Below are 21,439 nucleotides of genomic sequence, written 5' to 3'. Positions count from 1 at the left end.
GCGACAGTCGCAACGGCAGACAATACTTACATGCTCTGAACCGTGGGTCGGATTACGATTTCGTTGACGCTGGTATCCGCGGGTTCGTTGACGGCGTAAGCGATAGCGCCGGCGATCCGGTACGGCGAGATGCCCATGCCGCGGAAATGGCCCGCCATCGCTTGCACCTCGGGACTCTTTACCGTGTTAAGCAGCTCCGACTCCGTGATCCCCGGCGAGACGATGGTCGCGCGGATATTGGACGAAGGCGATTCTTCCTGGCGCAGACCCTCCGTTATGGCTCTGACGGCGAATTTGGTTCCGCTGTATACGGAAGAGGTCGGGCTGACGGAATGGCCGGCGACCGAAGCAACATTGATAATGTGGCCCGACTGCTGTTCCCTCATGATCGGCAGAACCGCGGCGATGCCATGGAGCACGCCTTTGATGTTCACGTCGATCATTTCATCCCATTCCGCGACCCTTAACTCGTTCAGCCGCGACACCGGCATGACCCCGGCATTATTCACGAGCACGTCGATCCGGCCGTATCGCTCGAGCGCGAACGCAGCCAGCTGCCGCATATCCTCGGAGGAGACCACGTCCGCCTTCCGGTAAACGGCTTGCCCGCCCGCTTCCTCGATCTCGCCCGCGATCGTTTGCAGCCGCTCCTCTCTTCTTGCCGCCAATACTACCTTGGCTCCTTTTTGCGCCAACAGCTTGGCCGTGGCTTCTCCGATTCCGCTTGATGCTCCCGTTATGATGACCACTTTATCGGCTATGTTTTCCAACGCGATCGTTCCCTTCTGCACTCATTTTCAAACGCCTTATTCAACACGCGTTGATTAAATGGCGTTCGTTGATTATTATTATATAGGGATGCGAAAGGACTTCAATCGCCGATGTGACCGCGTTTGTTTCATATCCGACATCCGGAGCCAAAGTGTTCATTAACTGGAGGAGGCCGATCCGATATGGCGACCGAAGCGAAAATCGACAGACGAATCGTCAAGACCAAGGAAGCGATCAACAAAGCGTTTTTGGAGCTATTCTCCGAAAAGGATTTCCAGCATATTACCATCAACGATATTTCCGAACGCGCCAACGTGAACCGGGGCACGGTTTATTTGCACTTTGCGGACAAGTACGACCTGCTCGACAAAAGCATCGAGGACCATCTGAACAAGCTGATCACGTTCTGCAACCATCATGATAACAACGAGCCGCATGTCTCGCTAATCAGCGAGCTGCAGCCGGTGTTCGAATATTTCGAGGCGCATTTCTTGTTCTTCTCCTCCATGTTCGCCAACCGCAGAACCTTCGTGTTCCGGGAACGCCTGCTGCAGTTCGTCTCGGCCAGCGTCGAACGGAAACTCCATGACCGGAAACGCCGGTCGGCCATCAACGATGAATTGAATGCGCAATTCATGGCCTCGGCCTTCGTCGGGATCGTGGAATGGTGGATTCAGCACGACATGCCGCATCCTCCTGCTTACATGGCCGATCAGCTGTGGCGATTGTTCGAGAAGAATGACATCCACCCTGCGCAATGAAGCAAAAAAAGACCCGCGGCAACGGGCTGCGGGTTCGAGGCTTACTCTATTAAAAGGGGGGTCGAGATTGATTATAGGCCGCCTTCGTTAAGCCAAGATAAAATTAACATGTCATTTTGGTTACATTAATAACCCTATTATTTCCATATCGCGAGAAAACAACTTATTTATGCTGCAACCGGTCTTCAATTTTCCGGATAATCGCTCCAAAGCTCGATCGCGTTCCCGTCCGGATCGAAGAGCTTGAAGGACAAACCCTGATACTCCGTCAACTTCCCTACCCGCACGCCTTTATCGCGGAATTGCCGATAAAGCGCGGAAATATCGCCTTCCACGGTAAAACCGTACGCCGCCTGCTCGCCATCCGCGTATTTCATTTGCGACGTGACGCGACCTTCGTCGTTGTGGATCAGAAACGCCCGCACGCCCGATTCCGTTCTGATTTCCCAGCCGATGGGATCCTCCACCGCCAAGGAAAAGCCCAGGTGCTCGGCATACCATTCCAATGCTTGCCGAAAATCGCTGACGGGAATGTACGAATAGCCGCTTTGTAGTTTCAACGCGTATCGCCTCCATGAACAAGTGTTTGATTCGCATTCCGAGTCTTGCGACAAGCAAAAAAAGAACCCGCGGCAACGGGCTGCGGGTCTAAGCTTGTTCTATAAAAAGGGGGTCGAGATTGATTATAGGCCGCCTTCGTTAAGCCAAGATGAAAATAAGATGTCATTTCGATTACAATTGTTAACGGAGGATAAGCGGGCGTTCGTTCAGTCGTAATGCAAAATTTGCACTTCCCCGGGCGCAAACGACTTCTCGGCGTAGTCGCCGCCCCAACCGCAAAGCAGTCTTAAAATCGGCTCGAGCGATTGCCCGAGCCCGGTCGTCGAATATTCGACCTTCGGCGGCACTTGATTGTACATCTGCCTGTGGATCAACCCGTCCGTTTCCAACTCCCGCAAGGTTTGAATGAGCATTTTTTGCGATATGCTCGGCACGAGCCGTTTTAATTCGCCGGTCCGTTTCGGGCCTTTGATCAAATAGTACAAAATGAGGCTTTTCCATTTTCCGCCGATAATCTCCATCGCGACTTCCAGATCGCAGTAATAGGTTTTCATGGATGCGTCGACCTCTCCCCGAATGCAATAATAACCTGAACGACACTATGTCTCACTGAAGCTTGTACCATCCTAAATGTTACTTTTGAATCATAATAGCATTTGTCGCCGGACAAGTCGACTCCGCGAGCGTGGACTCGACGAGGCCCGGCACGTAAAACAATGCCCGCTTGCCGCTCGGTGGCGGCATATGCCGCAGGCCGAATAATGCCGAATAGACCGTCTGGGCAGCCACGCCCGGACGGTCTTTCCCTTGTTCATTGCTTAGAGACCGCCATCGGTCATTCCGGCCGAATGCTGGAATTCCGGACCACCAGTCTTGGCAGCAGCTTGTTCTCCGCCTCTTCGCGCGGTTTACCGAGCAGCCGGTCCATGAGGACTTGCGCCGATCGGCGGCCGATCTCCTGTTGGTTCAGCGAGACCGAGGTCAGCTTCGGATGGACGCGCGAAGAGATGTCGAGATTGTCCATGCCGACGATGGCGATATCCTCGGGAATCCGCAGCGCGGCTTCCTCGCATGCCTTCATGACGCCGATCGCCATCAAGTCGTTGGCGGCGACGATCGCATGGGGCAGGTCGGGGCGCGACAGCCATGCTTTCGCCGTCAGGTAGCCGCCGTTCTCCGTATAATCGGATTCGGCGACGTACTCCATCCGGACGGGAATATCGGCCTTCTCCAATGCGTCGCGATAGCCGCAGAAACGCTGATAGCCGGTTTGCTCGGCGTTGCTTCCCCCGATGTAGCCGATCCGCTCGATGCCCTGCGCGATCAGATGCTCCGTTCCCAGCTTGATGCCGACGTACGTATCGGTATAGACGTAATCGAAGCGGTCGTCGCCGTTTGGCGACACGTATTTGTTCGTGAGCACGACCGGCGCTTGAATCGCGTTGATCGCGCCGATATTTACCTCGTTGAAGTTGAAGGATACCATGATCATGCCGTCGGCAACCTTCTCTTTCAAGTTTTGAATGGCTCTGAGCTCTTCTTTCAAACTGTGCTTCGTGTAGATCAGAATGAGCAGGTAGCCGTGTTCCTCCAGCACTTGATTGATGCCGTTGATCATATCGAAATAAAACGGATTGCAAATATCGGGAACGGCGAAAATGATCTTTTTCGTCTGCCGCATTTTTAGTATTTGAGCCGCGCTGTCGGGGGCGTAATTCAATTCCTTGGCGACGGCCAGGATTTTGGTTCTCGTTTCTTGACCGCAATAGCCTCTACCGGACAACGCTCTCGATACGGTAGAGGGAGAAACGCCGACCCGTTCCGCGATATGGTATATGGTATTGTTGTCCATGTCAATGCGTTTCCTCCGTGGCCAAGCCCAGTTTGAAAAAATTGTTAAGATCACAGTATCACCTAACCGTACATTAGGCAAACAAAATCACGCGGCCGATTCAGCGGATTTTGATCTGCACTTTGAGCAATTCCGGGTCCTTCGGCTGGGCCAGGAACGCCGGGGTTTCCTCGAGCGCGATCACCTGCGACACGAGCGGTTCGAGCGCGACGCGACCCTCGCTTACCCAATCGAACGCCGTCAGGAACGTGCGGTTGATCGCCATGGATCCGAGAATCGTCCAGTCTCGATGGTAGAGATCGAACGGGTTCACGCGAATGGAGGCGTCCTTGGGCGTAACGCCGAACTGCAGGTAGGTCGCCGTCTTGCCCAAGAAAGCGAACGCGCCTTCGATCACCGCGGGAATGCCGGTTGCGTCGACGACGACGTCGAAGGTTCGCCCGGCCAAGCGCGCCAGCTCGCGCGCCGCAACGGCATCGGTCGCCCCAAGCGAGCGGGCCAGCGCGAGCTTGCGCTCCGATACGTCCACGACCGTCAGGCCGGCCGCGCCGAGCCGCGACAGCGATTGAACCAATTGCAAGCCCATCGCGCCGGCCCCGAACAGCAGCACGGATTGTCCGGCCTTCAGCTGCAGACGGTTCATCGCGTGAACGACGCACGCCATCGGCTCGACGAAGGCCGCCGTCTCGAAGGACATCGAATCCGGCAGCTTGACCGCGTTATGGGCCGGCACCGCCACGTATTCCGCCATGCTGCCGTCAACGGTATTGCCAAGCGCGCCCCAGCGCTCGCACTGATTGCCCCGATTCGTCAGGCAATACCGGCAGCGGCCGCAGAACAAGGAGGGATCGGCGGTCACGCGGTCGCCGATCCGGAATCCCTCGACGTCCGCGCCCAGCTCATGCACGACGCCCGAGAACTCATGACCCGGGATAAGCGGGTAAGGAGACAGGAATTCCCCTTCGAAGATATGAAAATCCGTCCCGCAAATGCCGACCTGAACCACTTCGATGACGATCTCTCCCCGCTTCGGGGACGGATACGGCACCTCCTTGACGACCGCACGACGCGGCTCCTCCATGACCAATGCTTTCATTTCCTGCACCTCTTTCGTTCAGATTGCGCTGCTCCGGTGAATGAAGCGATACCGATGAATCTCTTGGACCCGCGCGCGGCGCGCGCCTACATCAGCTCGATCATGGCGGCGCATCTGGGCGGAATGCGGAATTCTACCTCGCCCGATTCGTTTGGCTCACAGACGTACTTCTCGGCGTCCGATTCGATCGGCGCAAGACCATGCTTCTCCGCGTCCTTCTCCGCGCGGAAGAACGAAAGCGCGATTTTGTCCAAGTCCCGTTCCCAGCCTAGCGCCGCGGCGTCCAGCTTGGTCTTGACGGTCTGACTCGCGCCGCTCGCGTTCGCGAAGAACAACCCGATGCTTTCATCCTTGTACGCCCACGCGGAATGAATCACCGCATCGACTTCCAACGTGCCGGCATCGTTGTATTCGGGGGAATCCTTCCCGTGATTATAGTGAAACCAATCCATGCGCACGCGGGCCTTTTCGTATGCGAGCGGACGCAGCATCCGGCCGTAGGCCCAATACTTGTTCGCGGGGCCGACGCGCAGCTTCGCGAACGCGCCCAGATACGACGCGCTCTCGGGCGAAAACGCATAGCCGCGCGGCTCGAACGGATAATAGTGCTCCTCCGGGGCGTTCTCCCTGCCGTCCAGCGCTTCCATCGGGCTGTACTCGTAATTCAACTCGTACAGGCCGCCCCACAGATAGGTTCGGGCGACCGTGAAGAAGTACAGCTCCCCGATTTCCTCGGTCAGCTTGCCCCAGCCGTCCATGCGAAGCGCGCCGTATTCCTGGTAGACGAACGCGAACATCGGCACGAGCTCCGCATCGCCCGTCTTGAGCAGCTCGCGGAGCGGCCACAGCTCGAGCGGCGCCGCCGGCTGGCCGCCAGCCCGCGCCTGATAATAATCGATCAGCCCGAGCATCGTCTCGTTCATCATTTCCGTTCCCATCGGCACGCGGCGGCCGGCCGCGGCGTTCATGGCCTGCTTGGTATCCGCGTAGTTGCGGCGATAGGCTTCTTCGATCAAGCGGCCGGCCCCGACCGGGTGGCCGTGCGAGTCGTCCATGCAGATCTTGAGAATGTTATTGGCCGAGATATCGTAATAGATCGCATCGACGTCGTTCGCCCGCTGCAGCGCTTCGTCCCGCCGAACATGGAAATCATGCGCGTACGGATGGGCCGGACAGAGAAACGGAAACCGGTACGCGTCGATGCTCTTCTTGTTCGTCGGGAAGGTCTGGGCGGCCGCCCGGCCAAGCTCGCCGTCCGCGCCTTCGAAATGATAGAGATAATCGAATTCGAACGGCGCGAATTTGTCCCCGTATTCCTTCATGCAGGCGAGATTGGCTTCGTTGAACCTCGTCGGAAACCAATCGTCGAAGCCGCCGGGCACGCCCTTGTAAAACGTCTGCGGCGCATTCGTCCAATCCGGCCCGAGGACGTGGAACATCGGCGTCCGGATATGGTCGTGGTAGGCGCGCAGCCAAGCCGTCCGGTCCGAACCGGCGTTGATGCCGAACGTCGAGACTCCCATCTCACGATGCAGCCAGCCGTCGCCGTTCTCCTCCTCCGGCCGGTCGGCCAGCTTGCCGCCGGCGCACCAGCGCTGGGCGTGCGCCCAGCCTTTGTACCGTTCCGCGGCTTCGTGCCAATCGCGTCCTTCGAGCAGCGCGACTTGAACCGCATAGGGAGGCGCGATTCCTTTGCCCGGCCCCATATCCTCGCAGCCATGGATGAAGGAAGCCTCTAGCTTGCCGTTGACGTTCTTGAAGAAATTCAGCCATTTCGGGCATCCTTCCCCATCCGCCGCGGCAAAGTAGAGCCCGCCCGCGTTCATGCCGTAATAGGCAAAAAACTGCATCGAAGCGCCGGAGAAGCTTTCCGGGTACGGCATATAGCGCAGCCCCGGGCCGTCCGCGGCGAAATGCTTCATGGGATTGCGAACCTTCACCCCGGTCGCGAACGAATGCGCGACATAATCGTCCGTTCCTTCGGCGGTGATGGTTCCGATGCCGGGAAACACCGGGTATTCCAGGCTGAGCAGCCTGACGGCCGAGCCGTTGTCCGCCGAGCAGCGGAATTCCAATTCGCTCGCCCCGGGCGCCAGATCGATTCTGGCGCGCACCGTTACGCCTTCCGGCGTCCGCCAAGTCAAATTCGCCTGCTGGTCGCCCGATTCGAAGCGTTCCGCCCGCCAATCGAACGAAACGACCGAACAGCCGGTCCCTTCGTCCGTCTCCAGGCGAAACGGCTCTCCGTCCGCTTGCCCGCCGATGAAAGCCAACTTGCGCTCGAGGTCCGTAAGACCGCGAATCACGCCGTCCTCCTCGCCGATTTCGAGCCGAATTCGCTCGTTTTCCAGCACGATCATGCGCCAATGCGCCTCCCTTTGTCCGCGGCGTTATTTCAAGCCGGATATTTTGACGCCCGAGATAATGTACTTCTGGAAGATCAGGAACAGCACGATCGTCGGAATCGCCGACAGCGCGGAGCCCGCCATCAGCATGCCGAGCTCCGTCGAGCGTTCGGAGCGGAACGTCGCCAGGTACTGCATGATCTGGAACAGATGCGGGTTCGTGATCGTCATGGTCGGCCAGACGAAAGAGTTCCAATAGCCGAGATAGGCGCCGATGCCGACGATGACGAATACGGGAAACGACATCGGCACGAAGATGCTCGTGAAGATGCGCAGTCTGCCCGCGCCGTCGATGAGCGCGGCTTCCTCCAGCGCCAGCGGGATATTCAGATAGAACTGCCGGATGAAGAACATCGATCCGGCGGAAGCGATGCCCGGGAGCACGAGCACCGCGAACGTATCGAGCATGGCCAGCTCGTTCACCACGATGAACGAGGTCAGCAGGATCGCCATCCCCGGAATGAACATCGTCGTGATGACGTACAGCCACATGAACGGCTTGAAGCGGAATTCCAGCCTGGCGAACACGTAAGCCGCCGCGGAATTGACCGCGAGACTCAGCACCGCGAACAGCAGCGCGCCGCCGAACGTGGTCAGCATCGCCTCCTGAAAGGCCGCGTCCTTCAAAATATCGAGGTAGTTGGCGGCCAGCCACTGCCGGGGAAGAAACCGGAACGGCGTGGAGAGCACCTCGGTCTTCTCCTTGAAGCCGGCGATGATCACCCAGACCAGCGGAAACAGCGCCAACAGCGTGAAGAACAACGCCACGACGGTCAGCGCGATCTTGGCGGCCGAGCGTTTGGTTTGCATATCCGTATCCTCCATTCCGATTGGTTATCCGTCGATCGCTTTATCCGAATTGAGCACCTTGAAGATGACCGCCGATATGCTGCCCAGCACGACGAACAGCAGCAGCGACGCCGCTATGGAATTGCCGACCATCACGTCGTTGCGGAAATGCGTCAGAATGTACAGGTTCGGCGTCATCGTCGAATCGAGCGGCCCGCCGTTCGTCATGATCAGCGATAACTCGTACTGCGAGATGTTCGCCGTGAAACCGGTGACCGTGAGGAAGAGAAAGACGTTCTTGAGCAGCGGAATCGTCAGATAGTGCATCCGCTGCCATGTTCCCGCACCCTCGAGATCCGCGGCTTCGTAGTAGCTCTCCGGAATGTCGAGCAGGCCCGCCAGCAAGATCAGCGTCGTAAGACCGAAGCCCAGCCATACCGACGGCACGGCGATGCTCGGCAGCGCCGTGCCGACTTCCGCCAGCCAGGCCTTCGGCTCGGAGCCGAACAGGCCGAGCACGTAGTTCGCCAGGCCGCCCATATAGTCGTAGATGAACACGAAGATGACGGACGCGACGATGCCGGAGATGACGGTCGGGATGTAGATCGACGTCTTGACGAAGCCGGACATCCTGCTGCCCATGCCTTTGATGACGTTCGCGAAGAGGAAGGACACGATCAGCGTGGCCGGCGTGACCATCAGCGCGAACTTCAGTCCGATCCATACGGATTTGAGGAAGCGGTCGTCCGTCAGGACGAACGAGAAGTTGTCGACCCCTACGAACTTGGAGGGCTGATAGAAGCTCCAATTGAAGAAGCTGACGCGGACGGAATAGAAGAACGGTATGACGACGAAAACGGTCAACAGCACGAGGATCGGCGCCAGCAGCAAATAGGCCGTTCGATTATCGTGGCGGAAATTTTTTTTGAACACTGCCTCTCACCACCGTAGTCAGGGGATCGGAATAACGGTCCGGGGCGCTAAGCGCCCCGGACGGCATCCGGTTATGCTATTGCTGGGCTTGTTTCGGATTCGTGCCGGCCAGCTTCGATTTGGCGATGAAATCGTTGATGTCCTTCTCCGCTTTCGCGAGCGCCTTCTCCGTATCCGTGCCTTTCATGGCCGATTCGACCGCCGTCGATACCGCGAGGCTGACGTCGTACGGATAGATCGGCTCCGCCTTCGCGAAGGGAATGACCTTCTCGGCGATCAGGGCGCGCCACGGATCCTGCGAGGCCGCCGGATCGTTCTTCATTGCCTCGTCGACCGATTTGCGCGGCGAGAACTTGGAGAACTGCGCCGTCTTGAAGAAATCGATCATGACGTTCGGATCCCCGGCGAGCAGGTAGCCGATGAACGTCGCCGCCTCTTGCGCATGCTTGGATTTGCCGTCCACGACGAGCGACCAGCCGCCGAGCGTCGCCGTCGTCGCCGTCGGGTCGCCGTCCTTGGACGGCATCGGCGCGACGCCGACTTTGTCCAGCAGGCTCTTGAAATCGTTGCGAAGCTGGCCGATTCCCCAAGAACCGTTGATCTGCTGCGCCAGCTTGCCCTGGCCGAACGGCGCCATATCCGTATAGCCCGCGAGCGCCTGCTTCGGCAGGATGCCCGCTTTGTACGCATCGGCGTAGAAGTTGACGACCGCCCTGTAGCCGTCGTTCATGACGTCGGCTTTGGACCAGTCGTCCGTGAGCGCCAGATGGCCGGCCGCGCCGTACTGCAGGCCCCACGAGGACCATCCGATATCCCCCGCGTTCTCGCCCGTGCCGAGCCCGAATACGCCCTTCTCGGTCAGCTTCTTGCCGTTCTCGATCAGCTCGGCCCACGTGGTCGGCGGCTTTTCCGGATCAAGCCCCGCCTTCTCGTACAAATCCTTGCGGTAGTACAGGACCGCCGACGGTTCGACGAGCATCGGATAAGCATAATACTTGCCCTGCGCCGACACGAAATCCTTGATATTGTCGTACACGTCGTCGAATTTGGCCCCGTCGATCAAGCCGTCGAGCGGCTGGATCTGCGCAAGCTTCGCGGAGTTCGCGACGCTGCCGTAGTTCATCGTGTACAGGTCCGGCGCCTTGCCCGCGGCTTGGGCCGCTTTCATCTTCTGCGCCCATGCGTCGCCCGGCACGATCTGGATCTTCACCTCGACGGCGGTCTGCGACTTGTTGAATTCCGCCACCCATTTCTTGAACCAATCGTTCGTCGTGTTCTCGAATTGGTTCGCCCAGAATTCGATCGTCGTTTTCTCGGCCGGGGCCGCGGCGTCGCCTTCGTTTCCGGCATTGCCGGCATTCGCGGCGTTGCCGGCGTTTGCGTCGTTGCCGGCGGCATTGCTGCCGGCGCCGTTGCCGGCCGCGTTCCCGTTGGAACCATTCGCGGCGTTACCGGCGTTGTTGCCGCAAGCCGACATGGCAAGCGAGGATACGAGCATAACGGAAAGCAGTGCAAGGCTGAACGTGACTTTTCCCTTTTTTGGCTGCATGTAAAAAGCCTCCCTTTGAATGGACATGCTATTTAAACGCACGCTATGCGCTTAAACCAGACGGGTGATTCGCGAACTGAATCCGCTTTCATTTATCCAAATCAGCCTTGAACCAGAAGACGTTGTACGGGTCCCAGAGCGATAACGTAAAATAAATGGTCCTGCCTCCGTCGGCGGTATAGCGGTCGTTCATGAACGGCGCGTACAGGCCCGGCTGCTCCGACGCCGCGACCAGATCGATCGGGTCGCCCCACGGTCCCCAAGGCGCCAAGCCTTCGCGCAGGACGACGCCCTCGCCTTCCTTGAGGTACGTCATCAGCCAACGGTCCAGGTACGGATTCCATACGACGGACAGCTCGCCGGCCGTATCGTCGACGACCGTCTTCGCCCGGGCTTGATCCGCGCTCCATATCGGAGCCCCCTGTTCGTCGGTGCCGGCATAGTACCGGTATTCCGCCATCTTCTCGATGTCCGCCTCGCCGACCTTCATCAGCTGGACGCCGCCGAAACGGCCCGAAGGAACGCACCAGAAGTAAATATCCGCATCGTCGCCGCCGCTTTGAACCTCATAAGGACTGACTTGGATAAAGTTTCCGTCGCCCGGCCATTTCAGCTGATCCAGCAGCGTCCAGTTGTGGCCTTCGTCCACGGATTTCGCGACGCTCGCGTAGTTGGCGTCCCATTTGCCTGGATCGCCCCAGTGATTGACGGACATATAGTACAGGTACATCGCGCCGTTCGCGGATAACCCGTGCGTCGGTATCTTGGTCATTTCGTCGTAGTCGGTTTTCTTGGAGGGCAGCAGTTCCTTCGCCAAGCCCGTATCGTCGACGATCATGCCGTCCAGCTTGATGCCGTCCGCCGGATCGGCGTCCGCCGCGTACCCGATCGCGTTGGAGCGCCAGAAGCTTCCGCCGCCTCCGATCTGATCCGCGGCGCGTTCGCCGAACGTATCGCCGAAGACGAAATACGTTTTGTCGCCAACGTTGAACATCGAGCCCAGATCGGTGCCGTACACCGCGTACCGATCCGTTTGGTTCGGCGAATCCGCTCCCGTGATCTGCGAAACCTTCGTCACGTCCGAGACGCCCTTCAATATGAACGATTTCCCCTTCGATTCCAGCATCGGATTCGATTCGCCTTCGTCCGCGCAGCCCGACGCGATCAAGAGCAGGACTGCGGCGGCGGCCAATCCGGTCGTCGCTTTCAATAGGTCACCTCATTCCTTGATTTCGCGTTACGGATTCGAATGGCCGAAGATTCGGGAGAGACTCTTCCCGTCGAACGGGTTGACGTCCGGAAGCGGAAGCCGCCGATCGACCTCCGGCAGTGCCGCGAACGGACGATGCGGCTCCTGCTGGTACCAGTACGCCGTCGACGAGACGTCGTCGCTGCGATGGTTGTTATGTCCGTGCTCGATCGTAACCTTGACGCTCTTCTCGAACATGATCGGATCGAGGATATGGTACCGGTACGTCGAGATTTTACCGCTCCAATTCGGCCCGCCGCCCATAATGATGCCGTGGTACGGGGTGCATACCTCTTGCTGCGGGCACCAGGCGGTGTTGAAGTAATCCTCCATGCCCGTTCCGTGGAGGGTCGGCGGCCAAGGCTCGCCGTCGATGAAGATCATGTCGTCGCCTTCGCCGTACCAGTTCCATTCGTTGGTCGCGCGGAGGTTATGCACGTTGAAGTTGCAGCCGATATAATGGCCCTTGCCTTCGGCCTCGAGGATGACGTAGTTGCCGTCGCCGGTCGTATTGTTGCCGCCGAACTCGTAATCGGCGTTATCGATCCCGGCATCCGGTATGCCGTCCGTCGGATTCTCCCGGTTCCACTTGGCATGGAAGCGAAGCTCGTTGTCCGGCAGCTTGTCATACGCTTCGTAGTCGATATAGAAGTAAAATTTGATCGGATGCTCGGCTTCGCTCCCGATCTCGATTCTGGCATCGGTTGCATACGGCATCCGGAAGAAGCTATTGAACGCCTTCCCGTCCTCCGGGCTCATCATGAGCGCAGCCGAGGCGTAGTTCCGGGTAAGGCCGTGGCCCATGCCGAAAAAGTCGCCGATCGGCGCTTCCACGCTGGGCTCCGTCTCGCCGTCCCAGTACATGCGCAGCACGATCTTGCGCGGCAGGAAAGCCTCCTCGACCGGGGCGTCCGGCGCCATCGTCATCCATATATGCGTGATGGCGCCGGCCCCCCGAATTCGGCAAATCGTCATGTTATCGCCGGGCTTAATCGTAAAAAAATCCTTGTTGCCGCCTGTACGGTCGTAGCTGGATTCGCGTCCGCGCTTTCCCGCCCTGGCTTGACTGAGTGAAGTTAAGCTGGTCTGTGCGTCCATGCCGAGCACTCCTTTTGTCGAAATTTGTGCAATCGATCCCACATTCTGCAAGTGGATTTCTTTCATACCATCCTTCTGAGACCCTTCTCCGGAAGAAGGCTCAATGAAACACCTTCGGATTGGGACCCGATCTGCAATCGATTGCAGAACAATGACGCGAAATCGCGCACCGATGTCGCAATCCTTGCGAGCATACCTACCCCTAATCCCGATTCGAAGTTCTCGTAACCGCTTACATTACCAGTCTTCGAGAGCGGCGCAGATAGTGCTTCCTGTATCCGACGCCGCTGGTATAGGTGAATGATTCGATGCGCGCAAGTCGAGAACATCTGCTCCGACTTCCTTTTTCACAGTATGTAATCGATTACTTATCGAATACATGTTCATCGTAATGGATGGCAAGGATATCCGTCAACTGTTTTTTTCCAATTTCTTCTGTTAACCCTGCGGCCGGCGATCCGACATTCTCATTGGCCCAACGTCCGCTTGTGATCGTTCCGCGCCCGCGTGATCCAACGGACCAGCAGCACCACCGCCGCCGCCGCCGCCAGCAGTCCAAGCGCGCGCATCCCGTAATAATAGATCGCGTAGCCCGCTTCCTGCACTTGATTGCCCATCAAGCGGCCCAATAAGAAATAGATCAGCGTCCATACCAGCCCCGTTCCGTAGGAGAAGACCGCGAACAGCTTGAAATTCATCTGGTTCATCCCCGCCAGATAAGGCATGACATGACGGACCAGAGGGAAGAAATAGCTTGCGCACAGCGCGAATTTGCCGTATTTGGAAAGCAGCTTTTCCGCGAAATGCAGGGCTTTCCCCATCCGCTCTTTCTTCTGCAGCCGATTCAGCAGCGGCCTGCCGTACTTTCGCCCCATCGTATAGCCGAACGATAGGCCGGACACGACGCCCAGAAACGTGCATACGAATGCCGGTACGGGCAGCAGCGTTCCGCTTGCCGACACCGCGCCGGCCGTCATGACGATCACTTCATTGGGGACCGGTATGCTGATCAAGCCCAGACACAAGACGAAAAACAACGCTGCATAGCCTAAATGCTGAATCAGTCCCAACATGCTCGTGTAGTCCATTTCAACCTGCCTCTTTTCGTACCGGGCGGCCGATGCCTGATCCGCCCCCGGCTCCTAATCGTTCCGCTCTCTCTTCCGGCATACGTAGACGAACGCCGGAGGAAAATTAAGCGGCACGAACGCAATCTGCTCGATCTCGAACAATTCGCCCAGCTGCCTCTTCATCTGCCGGGAATATTGAAACGCAATGAATAATCCGCCCGGCCGCAGCGCGCGATAGACTTGATCGACCAGACGATCGCGAACCTCCTGCGGAAAATTGAAGAAAGGCAGTCCGCTAAGGATGCAATCGAGCCGCTCGATGTTTTCGCTGCGCATGGCGGCTTCCAGCCCGCGGCAATCCGGATAGCAGGGGAAATCCGCATACTCGCGCTGCAGCTTGAGGCGCAGGCGACGGTCCTGTTCGAACAGCAGGATCGTCGCGTTCGTTCGTTTGGCTTTCCGAATGGACGCGGTGACCGCGCCCGTGCCGGCTCCGAGCTCGGCGGCATAACGGACCTGATTCCATGGTACAGCGTCCACCATCCGTTTGGCCAGAAATTTCGAGCTCGGGGTCACGCTCCCGATAACGCCGGGCGAGCTCAGAAATCGCGACAGGAACAGAATATGATCTTGAATACGCGTTCTCGGACCAACCTGCATGCTAGGGCCTCCTCGATTCAATCGTTCAGATGCGATCCATCTCATCCTAGCCGAATAATCTTTGGATTCACCGGCGGAGATTCTGAATCTTTTCTGAAGATTGCCCGAAGGGCTTGCGGGAGATCGCTTCTTTCCGCTGATCCCGACCGTCTACTGTGACTATAGCACGAATGCGTGCTTAAGTCCCCCTCCTTTGATCCAGTGCTGCGCGATGAACGGCTTAACCTCGCGTCGCGATCGAATTCCTTCACCGGGCTCGTTTCGAACCGGATCTTGCCGGCTTACCGGCGTTCACCGCGGACGTGCCGCGCAGATTGCATCGCAGTCGCCGAATCCGCGGCCAACGGCAAAAAGCCCGCCGAGGCGGGCTTTTCAGCATAAACAGCGCATGCCTTTGGCGGCAATTATCCATTCAACCCGCAATCGTAAGCTCTGCCGTGCAGTCGCCGGCCAGGCTGCCGCCGACCGTGATCCGTACCTTGCCCGGCTCCGCGGCGAACGCCATCGCGGCATCCCATATCGCCAGCTCGTCCATCCCGAGCTCCAGCACGACCGTCCGGGACTCGCCCGGCTCCAGCTTGACCTTGCGGAAGCCCTTGAGTTCGGCTGCCGGCCGGGTCACGCTCGCCTCCAGATCCTTCACGTACAGCTGCACGACCTCTTCGCCAGCCAGCTTGCCGGTGTTCCGCACATTCACCGCGACGGCAACGCGGCCGCCCCGCTCGAGCGCCTCCGCGGAGATGACGTCCGGCTCCAGCCGCAGCCCGTCATAACCGAAGGACGTATAGCTGAGCCCGTGTCCGAACCCGTACAGCGGATCCCCCGTCAGATCGACATAGCCCGGTCTGCGGCCGCCGTCCTTGTAATTGTAATACACCGGCAGCTGTCCCGAAGACCTCGGCAGCGAGACCGGCAGCTTGCCGCTCGGATTGACGTGCCCGAACACGATTTCCCCGACCGCCCGGCCGCCCTCCTGTCCCGGATACCAGGCGCACAGCAGCGCGCCGCAGAGCGGCTCGATATCCGACAGCGCATGCGGCCGGCCTTGAATCACGACGCCCACGACCGGCGTCCCCGTCTCCGCGATGCGCCTGACGAGCGCCCGCTGCGGTTCGCCGAGCCGGAGATCCGCCAGGTCGACCCCCTCGCCGCAATCCATCTCGCCCGGCAGGCCGTCGTTCGTGATAGCCGCGCCATTCGTATCGAAGCGAATATCGAAGTTGCGGGTGCTGCTTCCGCCGATGACGAGCACGGCGACGTCCGCGTTCGCGGCCGCTTCGACCGCTTCCCGCAGCGCTTCGGGCGAGCCGCCGCGGATGCCGCTGCCCGCGGCATAGACGATTTCCGTGCCGGCAGGGGCGGCTTGGCGGATGCCCTGCAGCACGGTAACCCCTTTGCCTGGAGGCTGGGTCGACGTATAATCGCCGAGCTGGTTATAGATATGGTCCGCATTCGGTCCGATAACGGCGATTTTGCGGTAACGCGGTCCAAGGGGCAGCAGGCTTCCCTCGTTCTTCAAGAGGACGACGGATTCGCGCGCCGCCTGCAGATTATCGAGCCGGAACGTTTCGCTGCCGACCGACGTTGCGGCCGCGGACGGGTCCGTATACGGTTCGTCGAACAAGCCCAGCTCGAACTTTAGCCGCAGCACCCGCAGCACGGCGCGGTCGAGCGTCGACTCGCTTACCTTTCCGGCATTTACCGCCGCTTCGAGCGTCGTAAAGGAGGTATCCCACAGGCTGAGGTCGACGCCGGCCGACAGCGCCATCGCCGCAGCCCCTTCGTAATCGCCCGTCATCTGAAGCAGGCGGTCGATTGCTTGTCCGTCCGCCATGACCACGCCTTCGAATCCCCATTCCTCGCGAAGAATGCCGGTTAACAGCCGCTTGTTCGCGTGGCAGGGAACGCCGTCGATCTCGTTGTAGGCCGCCATGCAGCCTTTCGCGCCCGCCCGAACGCCAGCCAGCATCCCGGGCAGATGGATCTCGCGCAGCTCCCGCTCCCCGATTCCCGCCGGACCGGAGTTGCGCCCGCCGAGCGCGGCGCCCTGCGCGCAGAAATGCTTGAGCAGCGCCGCGATTTTGTCCGGCCGCTTCAGCGCCTCCGGCGAATGGCCCTGCAGGCCGCGCACCGCCGATTCCGTCATGCGCGCAGCGAGGTACGGATCCTCGCCGAAGCATTCCTCCGAACGGCCCCACCGGGGCTCGCGGAGAATGTCGAGCGTGGAGATCAAGCCCACATGAGCGCCGCGCGCGCGAATCTCGGCAGCGACGCGACCGTACACGCGCTCCATCAGCTCCGGATTCCACGTTGACCCGATCCCGATATTCGTCGGAATCAGCGTGCCGTCGAGCGCTTGATGGCCGTGCGGGCATTCCTCCGACAACAGCACGGGAATGCCGAGGCGCGTATGCTCGCGAACATACCGCTGCACCCTGTTGGCGGCATCGGCGCTCTGCGCGGCCGCAATGCCGTTCTCGTACGTCACCGCCGACCACGGGTCGGCCCGGAACAAGCCGTACAAGGCGCCTATTCCGTCCCCGAAGGCGACCTCGCGCTTGAATGCCTCTGTCAGTTCGATGCCTTCGGCGGTCCGGCGGTAAGCATCCCAGCCGTACATGCGCTGATTGACTTGGCCGACCTTCTCCTTCAGCGTCATGCGTGCCAGCAGATCCAGGGTCCGCTGCTCGACGTCCAATTCCTTGTTCCGGTAAGCTTCCATTTGGCGCATTCCTCCGTTCGCGCGGCGAGCGTTAGCCAAGAGTCCGCGCTAGTTGTTTTCGATAGAGATGCCGTTTATTTTTTCATTTGCCAGATTATCCATAACGTGTATAATCATGAATACATTTCCTTATTACCGATGCTTTTTTCGTTATATCAGCCGGAAATCATGCTTTTGATCACCATAAATAGTAGCAAATCTTGCTTCCGCCTTGCTACGGGCGTAGTTGACCTTCTTGACGTTTTTATGACTTGTTTGCAGCCGAAGCAAACTTTGACGGAGGGCGGGGAATCTATTTTGTGGAAGCGGATCCTGCATTTCAAAGTATATCGCAAACTGATGACGAGCTACGTGTTGATCGTCTTGACGACCGTCATTTTGGTCAGCGCCATCCTGTACGGTTTCTTTTCCTCCAGCGCGGCGAAGGACATCAACGACAACTCCATCGCCTTCCTCTCCCAGACCAGCTATGCGGCCAACGTAATCTATCAGCAGGTCGACGCGATCGGAGGGCAACTGTTGAACAATGCCCCCGTCCTTTCGTTCCTCTATGCCGCCGAAGAGAACAAGATCGTCAACTACGACGCGGTGAACGCGTTGGACCATGTCAACGCGGTCTATCCGTTCATCAAATATATCGGACTTTACAACGGCTTCTATAACCGGTATATCGACAGCTTGAACCTGCCTCTCGCGTCCAACTCGGAGCTGCTCGGCGGCACGCCGACGAGCAAATACGTCGAGATTCGGCCGCGCGTCGTCGAGAACCCCTACATTCCCGCCACTTACCACGTGCTGACGTTCATCCTGTATCCGGACTTTTCCTTGACGCTGCCTTCCAAGGACGCGATCATGATCAACGTCGACGAGGAGTATTTGCAAAACCTCATCCGCGGCATCGGCAGTGCTTCGCCCGAATCCGGAACCTTCCTGATGGACGCCGAAGGAACCGTCATCTCCCATTCCGATCCGGGCTTTTTCATGCACGACTTTTCCGATAAGCCCTTCGTCCGGCGCATCTTGACGGCGAACCGAAGCCAGGGCCGGTTCATTCAGAACGTCGATAACGAGAAACAGCTGATCACGTACGTAAGATCCGATGACCTGAACGGGTACTTCGTCAATCTGAAGGCGTACAATGCCGTATTCAAAGACATCCGGCGGCTGAAGGGAATCACGATCGCCGTGACGCTGCTGCTTATCCTGTTCGGCCTCCTGCTCGCCGCCCGCTTCAGCAGCGCGATCTACAAGCCGATGAAGGTGCTGATCGACCGATTCGGTTCGATCTCGAACGGCAGCGCCGCCAGCGACGAATACGACATTCTCACCGATGCGTTCTTCCAATCCCAGCAGACCGCGTCCTCCATGCGGGCAGACCTCAGCCGCTCCTATCCCATGATCAAGGAGAATTACCTCCTCCATCTGCTGAAGGTCAGCGTGCGGCCGGTCGTCTCTCCCGCCAACCTGATCGAGCAGGCCGAAAGCGAGCTGACCGGTCCGCATTTCGCCGCCATCGTGATCAAGATCGACCGGTTCCGCCTCGTACGGGAACAGCGTACGCCTAACGGACAGGCATTGCTGCGATTCGCGATTTCGAATATCGCGCACGAGATGCTGTCCGGCCATTTCGCCAACGACGCGGTGATCGCCGACCAGGACGAGGTGGTCTTGGTCATCCAATTGCAGGGAGAACGCCTGAGCGAGCACGCCCTTCTGGCGCTTGCCGAGATGCAGGACGTCATACGGTCGTACTTCCGCATCACGGTCACGATCGCGATCGGCGATATCGTCCATGACCGCGGCGAGCTGAGCCGCGCCTACAAATCGGCGCTGGAGTACGCCAAGTACCGGATGTTCTTCGGCCCGGAAGCGATCATCGATTTCCCGCGGGTCGAGGGACGCCTTTCCTTCGAAGAGAAGTACCCTTCCGCCCTGGAGAAACAGCTCGTCGAATCGTTGCAAAGCGGGGACGAAAGCCTCGTCGACAAGCGGATCGACCACTGGGTTCGGGCGCTGAACGCGCTGACGTATTACCAGACCGTGAGCTTTACGAACCAATTGGCGCTTAACCTGACGCGGCATTTCGAAACCGCCTTCGACTGGCTCGACGAAGAAGGCAACGACGATTACGAGGTGCTGGAGAAGATCAAGGAAGCCGAAACGCTGGGCGACATCGAAGCGGTCCTGCGCGAATTCTGCGACAAGATCGCCGTCCTGCTGGACCGGCTCAACAAGCGGGCCGTCGTAGGGAAGTACAACAAAATCATCGAACAAGTGCAAGCCCATGTTCGCGACCATTACGCCGAGCCCGGTCTGTCGATCGAGACGACAGCCGATGTCGTCGGCCTCTCCCCGGGCTATCTGCGAAAATTGTTCAAAAAAAGAACCCATTGTTCCTTCAACGACTACCTGAACCAAGTCCGGCTGGAAGCGGCCAAGCGCCTGCTGACCGAAACCGACGAGCCCGCCTCGAAAATCTGCTTGCGGGTCGGAATCTGCAACGCCGCTTACTTCTCGACGTTATTCAAGAAGCATTACGGCTATCCGCCCTCCCAGTATCGGGACACCCATGCCGAGGAAGCCTGATCCGTCCGCACAAGGAAACAGCCGCTCGTTTCCCGCGGGAAATCGAGCGGCTGACTGCCGATATGGCTCCGTTCAATGAATCGGCGAACGGTTCGCTATTCGGCACACGTCGGCGCGCGGCGCAACCTGCCTATGGGTACTTTGGCGCGCAGCGCGATGCAGCTATGCGCCGCACTCCGGCTATGCGGCGCATTCCGCAGTGCGTTGTACTTCGGCTATGCGTTGTACTTCGCTTTGCGGTACGTTCCATCGCACGTCGCCGTACCGCGGCGCGAATCATGCCCGCACGATCGAACGGCGCGTGCTGAGCTCGAGCGGCGAATACTCCTCGGGGTTCGCCCGGTTCAAGTTCATCCGTCTGACCAACGGCGTCGCGCGGTTGCACATGAAGCGCGGCACGCCCGAATGATTCTGCGAGGCGCAATGATACAGGAACGGGTGACAGAGCAGCACGTCGCCGGGGGACGCCGGCGTTTCGACCACGCGCAGGCGTACCCCATTGGCGTCGACATGCGTCTGTTCCATGAACCTACGGATGCGATCGCCGGTTCCGGGATCGGCCGCCGCGGCCGCATCGTTGGCGTAAATATCGGCGACGGTCTCGCCGTCTCTCGTATTCGTCAGCTCCCGCAGCCAAGGATGCGAGCGGTTGGCGATGGCGATCGCTTCGTGCGCCATCGGGCCGTCATTGTGCTCCGCCAAGATGTTGGCGACGACCTTATGCGAACCTTCGGCAACGAGCGTGCTGCCGCTCCGCATGCCGATCTCCGAGAAGACGCACAGCAGCAACAGGCCTTGCTCGGGACTGTCGACGTAATGCGGGCGGCTCATGCCATCCCAATGCCAGCCGTTCGTCGGCACGTCCCATGGACGGTCCGCGCCGGACGCGAAGTTGACCGGCCACCAGCCCCACAGCGTCTTCTTGTCGTCCTGCCCGTAGACGGAACGTTCCTTCCACCGCCCGGCTCCGACCACGTCCTCGATGGCATCGGCCAGTCTCAGCGTATTGCAGACTTGAAACGCCTCGTCGTCGAATTGCTCCTTGATGTGCACCATCGGCTGATTCCAGGTCGCGCGATCGTCCTTCTTCACGCCCTGCTTCTCGACCTGCGTCCATAGCAACTCCTGCGCGGCAAGCGCCGCCTTGCGCGGGAATGCCTCTTCGAGCTGTACGTACCCGAGTTCGATGAATTGCTCGATTTGCGAATTCGTCAATACTTTGGTATTCATCGTTTCACATCCTATTCTGAGTGCTGGTCCTCATCTTCTAATGTAGATCGCGATCCGGGCAATGACTACGACCTAATAGGATCGAACTAACGGTTTTATGACATCCT

Annotated in this window: 17 protein-coding genes; 2 read left to right on the top strand and 15 right to left on the bottom strand. The window is 58.9% G+C overall.

What is annotated here, in order from left to right; genetic code table 11:
* Window positions 1-26: 26 nt before the first annotated feature.
* Complete coding sequence (locus AC50YL_RS18275) at window positions 27-770, bottom strand: SDR family oxidoreductase (protein WP_494834445.1); 744 nt, start codon at window positions 768-770, stop codon at window positions 27-29.
* 183 nt (window positions 771-953) lie between these two features.
* Between AC50YL_RS18275 and AC50YL_RS18270 the strand changes: the two genes are divergently transcribed.
* Window positions 954-1,532 (top strand): TetR/AcrR family transcriptional regulator, encoded by a 579-nt coding sequence (locus tag AC50YL_RS18270; RefSeq protein WP_494833692.1) that lies wholly within the window; start codon window positions 954-956, stop codon window positions 1,530-1,532.
* Window positions 1,533-1,717: 185 nt separating this feature from the next.
* On the opposite strand, the gene AC50YL_RS18265 is transcribed toward AC50YL_RS18270, so the two are convergent.
* The 13 genes from AC50YL_RS18265 to AC50YL_RS18205 all read right to left on the bottom strand — a co-directional run bounded on the left by AC50YL_RS18265 (window position 1,718) and on the right by AC50YL_RS18205 (window position 17,516).
* The gene (locus AC50YL_RS18265) at window positions 1,718-2,092 is read right to left on the bottom strand and encodes a VOC family protein (RefSeq protein ID WP_494833690.1); all 375 of its coding nucleotides are present in this window, start codon (window positions 2,090-2,092) and stop codon (window positions 1,718-1,720) included.
* A gap of 207 nt (window positions 2,093-2,299) precedes the next feature.
* A complete protein-coding gene (locus AC50YL_RS18260; protein ID WP_494833688.1) occupies window positions 2,300-2,647 on the bottom strand; it encodes a winged helix-turn-helix transcriptional regulator in 348 nt (115 codons plus the stop codon).
* 281 nt (window positions 2,648-2,928) lie between these two features.
* The gene (locus AC50YL_RS18255; protein ID WP_494833686.1) at window positions 2,929-3,945 is read right to left on the bottom strand and encodes a LacI family DNA-binding transcriptional regulator; all 1,017 of its coding nucleotides are present in this window, start codon (window positions 3,943-3,945) and stop codon (window positions 2,929-2,931) included.
* A gap of 100 nt (window positions 3,946-4,045) precedes the next feature.
* The gene (locus tag AC50YL_RS18250; protein WP_494833685.1) at window positions 4,046-5,041 is read right to left on the bottom strand and encodes a zinc-dependent alcohol dehydrogenase family protein; all 996 of its coding nucleotides are present in this window, start codon (window positions 5,039-5,041) and stop codon (window positions 4,046-4,048) included.
* Window positions 5,042-5,127: 86 nt separating this feature from the next.
* Entirely contained in the window at window positions 5,128-7,401 is a 2,274-nt protein-coding gene (locus AC50YL_RS18245; RefSeq protein WP_494833684.1) for a DUF6259 domain-containing protein, read from the bottom strand.
* 30 nt (window positions 7,402-7,431) lie between these two features.
* Window positions 7,432-8,256 (bottom strand): carbohydrate ABC transporter permease, encoded by an 825-nt coding sequence (locus tag AC50YL_RS18240; RefSeq protein WP_494833683.1) that lies wholly within the window; start codon window positions 8,254-8,256, stop codon window positions 7,432-7,434.
* 24 nt (window positions 8,257-8,280) lie between these two features.
* Entirely contained in the window at window positions 8,281-9,168 is an 888-nt protein-coding gene (locus AC50YL_RS18235; protein ID WP_494833682.1) for a carbohydrate ABC transporter permease, read from the bottom strand.
* Between the two features lie 76 nt (window positions 9,169-9,244).
* On the bottom strand, window positions 9,245-10,717 hold the full coding sequence (locus tag AC50YL_RS18230) for an ABC transporter substrate-binding protein (protein ID WP_494833680.1): 1,473 nt from the start codon (window positions 10,715-10,717) through the stop codon (window positions 9,245-9,247).
* Between the two features lie 88 nt (window positions 10,718-10,805).
* Window positions 10,806-11,927, bottom strand: a complete 1,122-nt coding sequence (locus AC50YL_RS18225) for a glycoside hydrolase family 183 protein (protein ID WP_494833679.1) — start codon at window positions 11,925-11,927, stop codon at window positions 10,806-10,808.
* Between the two features lie 27 nt (window positions 11,928-11,954).
* The gene (locus AC50YL_RS18220; RefSeq protein WP_494833678.1) at window positions 11,955-13,064 is read right to left on the bottom strand and encodes a glycoside hydrolase family 172 protein; all 1,110 of its coding nucleotides are present in this window, start codon (window positions 13,062-13,064) and stop codon (window positions 11,955-11,957) included.
* A gap of 467 nt (window positions 13,065-13,531) precedes the next feature.
* Window positions 13,532-14,152 (bottom strand): DedA family protein, encoded by a 621-nt coding sequence (locus AC50YL_RS18215; RefSeq protein ID WP_494833677.1) that lies wholly within the window; start codon window positions 14,150-14,152, stop codon window positions 13,532-13,534.
* A 54-nt stretch (window positions 14,153-14,206) separates the two neighbouring features.
* Window positions 14,207-14,794, bottom strand: a complete 588-nt coding sequence (locus tag AC50YL_RS18210) for a class I SAM-dependent methyltransferase (RefSeq protein WP_494833675.1) — start codon at window positions 14,792-14,794, stop codon at window positions 14,207-14,209.
* A 412-nt stretch (window positions 14,795-15,206) separates the two neighbouring features.
* Window positions 15,207-17,516, bottom strand: coding sequence for a glycoside hydrolase family 3 N-terminal domain-containing protein (locus AC50YL_RS18205; RefSeq protein ID WP_494833674.1), 2,310 nt, complete (start codon window positions 17,514-17,516; stop codon window positions 15,207-15,209).
* A gap of 297 nt (window positions 17,517-17,813) precedes the next feature.
* On the opposite strand from AC50YL_RS18205, the gene AC50YL_RS18200 reads away from it, so the two are divergent.
* Window positions 17,814-20,102, top strand: coding sequence for a helix-turn-helix domain-containing protein (locus AC50YL_RS18200; protein WP_494833673.1), 2,289 nt, complete (start codon window positions 17,814-17,816; stop codon window positions 20,100-20,102).
* 276 nt (window positions 20,103-20,378) lie between these two features.
* Here AC50YL_RS18200 and AC50YL_RS18195 read toward each other — a convergent pair whose 3' ends face one another.
* Window positions 20,379-21,332, bottom strand: a complete 954-nt coding sequence (locus AC50YL_RS18195) for a phytanoyl-CoA dioxygenase family protein (RefSeq protein ID WP_494833672.1) — start codon at window positions 21,330-21,332, stop codon at window positions 20,379-20,381.
* Window positions 21,333-21,439 lie beyond the last annotated feature (107 nt).

The organism is Paenibacillus sp. J22P277 (assembly GCF_059383675.1).
This window is presented reverse-complemented; position numbering and strand designations above follow the sequence as displayed.

What these genes read in the sequence shown, in the direction of transcription:
- AC50YL_RS18270 (WP_494833692.1), top strand. Translation starts at nt 954, where the DNA reads ATGGCGACCGAAGCGAAAATCGACAGACGAATCGTCAAGACCAAGGAA.
- AC50YL_RS18260 (WP_494833688.1), bottom strand. Translation starts at nt 2,647, where the DNA reads ATGAAAACCTATTACTGCGATCTGGAAGTCGCGATGGAGATTATCGGC.
- AC50YL_RS18255 (WP_494833686.1), bottom strand. Translation starts at nt 3,945, where the DNA reads ATGGACAACAATACCATATACCATATCGCGGAACGGGTCGGCGTTTCT.
- AC50YL_RS18250 (WP_494833685.1), bottom strand. Translation starts at nt 5,041, where the DNA reads ATGAAAGCATTGGTCATGGAGGAGCCGCGTCGTGCGGTCGTCAAGGAG.
- AC50YL_RS18245 (WP_494833684.1), bottom strand. Translation starts at nt 7,401, where the DNA reads ATGATCGTGCTGGAAAACGAGCGAATTCGGCTCGAAATCGGCGAGGAG.
- AC50YL_RS18240 (WP_494833683.1), bottom strand. Translation starts at nt 8,256, where the DNA reads ATGCAAACCAAACGCTCGGCCGCCAAGATCGCGCTGACCGTCGTGGCG.
- AC50YL_RS18230 (WP_494833680.1), bottom strand. Translation starts at nt 10,717, where the DNA reads ATGCAGCCAAAAAAGGGAAAAGTCACGTTCAGCCTTGCACTGCTTTCC.
- AC50YL_RS18220 (WP_494833678.1), bottom strand. Translation starts at nt 13,064, where the DNA reads ATGGACGCACAGACCAGCTTAACTTCACTCAGTCAAGCCAGGGCGGGA.
- AC50YL_RS18215 (WP_494833677.1), bottom strand. Translation starts at nt 14,152, where the DNA reads ATGGACTACACGAGCATGTTGGGACTGATTCAGCATTTAGGCTATGCA.
- AC50YL_RS18210 (WP_494833675.1), bottom strand. Translation starts at nt 14,794, where the DNA reads ATGCAGGTTGGTCCGAGAACGCGTATTCAAGATCATATTCTGTTCCTG.
- AC50YL_RS18205 (WP_494833674.1), bottom strand. Translation starts at nt 17,516, where the DNA reads ATGGAAGCTTACCGGAACAAGGAATTGGACGTCGAGCAGCGGACCCTG.
- AC50YL_RS18195 (WP_494833672.1), bottom strand. Translation starts at nt 21,332, where the DNA reads ATGAATACCAAAGTATTGACGAATTCGCAAATCGAGCAATTCATCGAA.